We start from the raw sequence: 1,209 nt of genomic DNA on the forward strand, positions 1-1,209 counted from the left end.
AATAGTCATGATAATAGGGCCTTCTGATTAGAAGGCCCTATTATCAATGATTTTTATCCTCGTGACGACACAATCTAAAGACGATATCGAAATGCGACCACAGCGGATGCGATGACAAGCCCGCGGCATCAATATCGGACCAGGAGAGCGAACAGATGTTGATCACCAGCAGATCGAACGGCTGTGCATCCGCTGCCAGCTGCGTCGGGAATGGCGTCTGGCGTTTCTCTTCGGCGGCATAGAAGCTGGCAAGCCAGGCATTCAGGTTCTCCGAGGTCGGCGGGGCGGTTTGCGCCGGAATATCCCCCACCACCGGTGTTGCCGCGGCATTCGCCACCGTGGGTGCCGCCGTACCGCCCGTCGTGGCGACGGTGCTTTGCTGGGTACTCTGCGGCCACAGGGTGAAGGCCGGGCCGACAATCGTCAGCACGTTCAGCCAGATCATGATGGCGACCACAAACACCGTCACGCGGATCCACTGCGACAAGAACAGCCAGGCGACCAGCATCACAAACAGGGCGCCAATCATCTGCCAGTTAATAAAACGCGTCACCAAATCGAGCAGGTAATCTGCGCTAAAGCCTGCGACCTGTGAACCCTGGCTCATAATGCTGTCGATGCCCGGTAGCCAGGTATCGTGCCAGAACAGGCCGAACCCAATCGGAATGGCAATCCAGTGGCGCAGGCGATGCAAACTCAGGTGCGGTAATGGCATCAGCAGGAAAGCCATAAACACCAGGTTCAGCAGCGGATGAAAATTAAGGTAACCCGCCCACAGCAAACCGAATTTCACCAGAAAATAGAAATTCCAGCCGGATAAACCTCGCCAGTATTGCCACAGTGTTGACGGCCTGGAAGTGGTAAGCGTTTGATTAGTCATGTTTTCGGTCTGCCTTGACGAACGATTCCCGACGCAATACTCCGGCCGGTTTAACGTAGCGAGGTTTAATAAACATTATTCTTAAGATAAGACGAATGCGGTGTAGCCAGTGGCGCGCCAGGTATCCCAGCGGGAAGAAAATCAGCGCACAAAATACAATGAGCTCAATAATATCGGCAATTGACATCATGATGCGCTCTCCGGGTCTTCACTTAAGGAAGGTGCGATTTAATCGGTGGGGTTCAGTGGAGTCCTTAGATAGTGTCGTCACGAGGATAAAAATCATTGATAATAGGGCCTTCTAATCAGAAGGCCCTATTATCATGACT

General features: G+C 52.8%; 1 protein-coding gene and 1 pseudogene. Both read right to left on the reverse strand.

The annotated features are described in order from the left end of the window. Positions 1-73 precede the first annotated feature (73 nt). A pseudogene (gene bcsG / locus ACSZPU_RS25790) lies at positions 74-880 on the reverse strand (cellulose biosynthesis protein BcsG); the annotation flags it as partial. After that, the gene (gene bcsF, locus ACSZPU_RS25795) at positions 873-1,070 is read right to left on the reverse strand and encodes a cellulose biosynthesis protein BcsF (protein WP_499004460.1); all 198 of its coding nucleotides are present in this window, start codon (positions 1,068-1,070) and stop codon (positions 873-875) included. The pseudogene bcsG and the gene bcsF, both read right to left, overlap by 8 nt. Between the last annotated feature and the right edge of the window lie 139 nt (positions 1,071-1,209).

Origin of the sequence: Phytobacter sp. V69 (assembly GCF_965644215.1) — a bacterium.
Lineage (GTDB): Bacteria > Pseudomonadota > Gammaproteobacteria > Enterobacterales > Enterobacteriaceae > Phytobacter.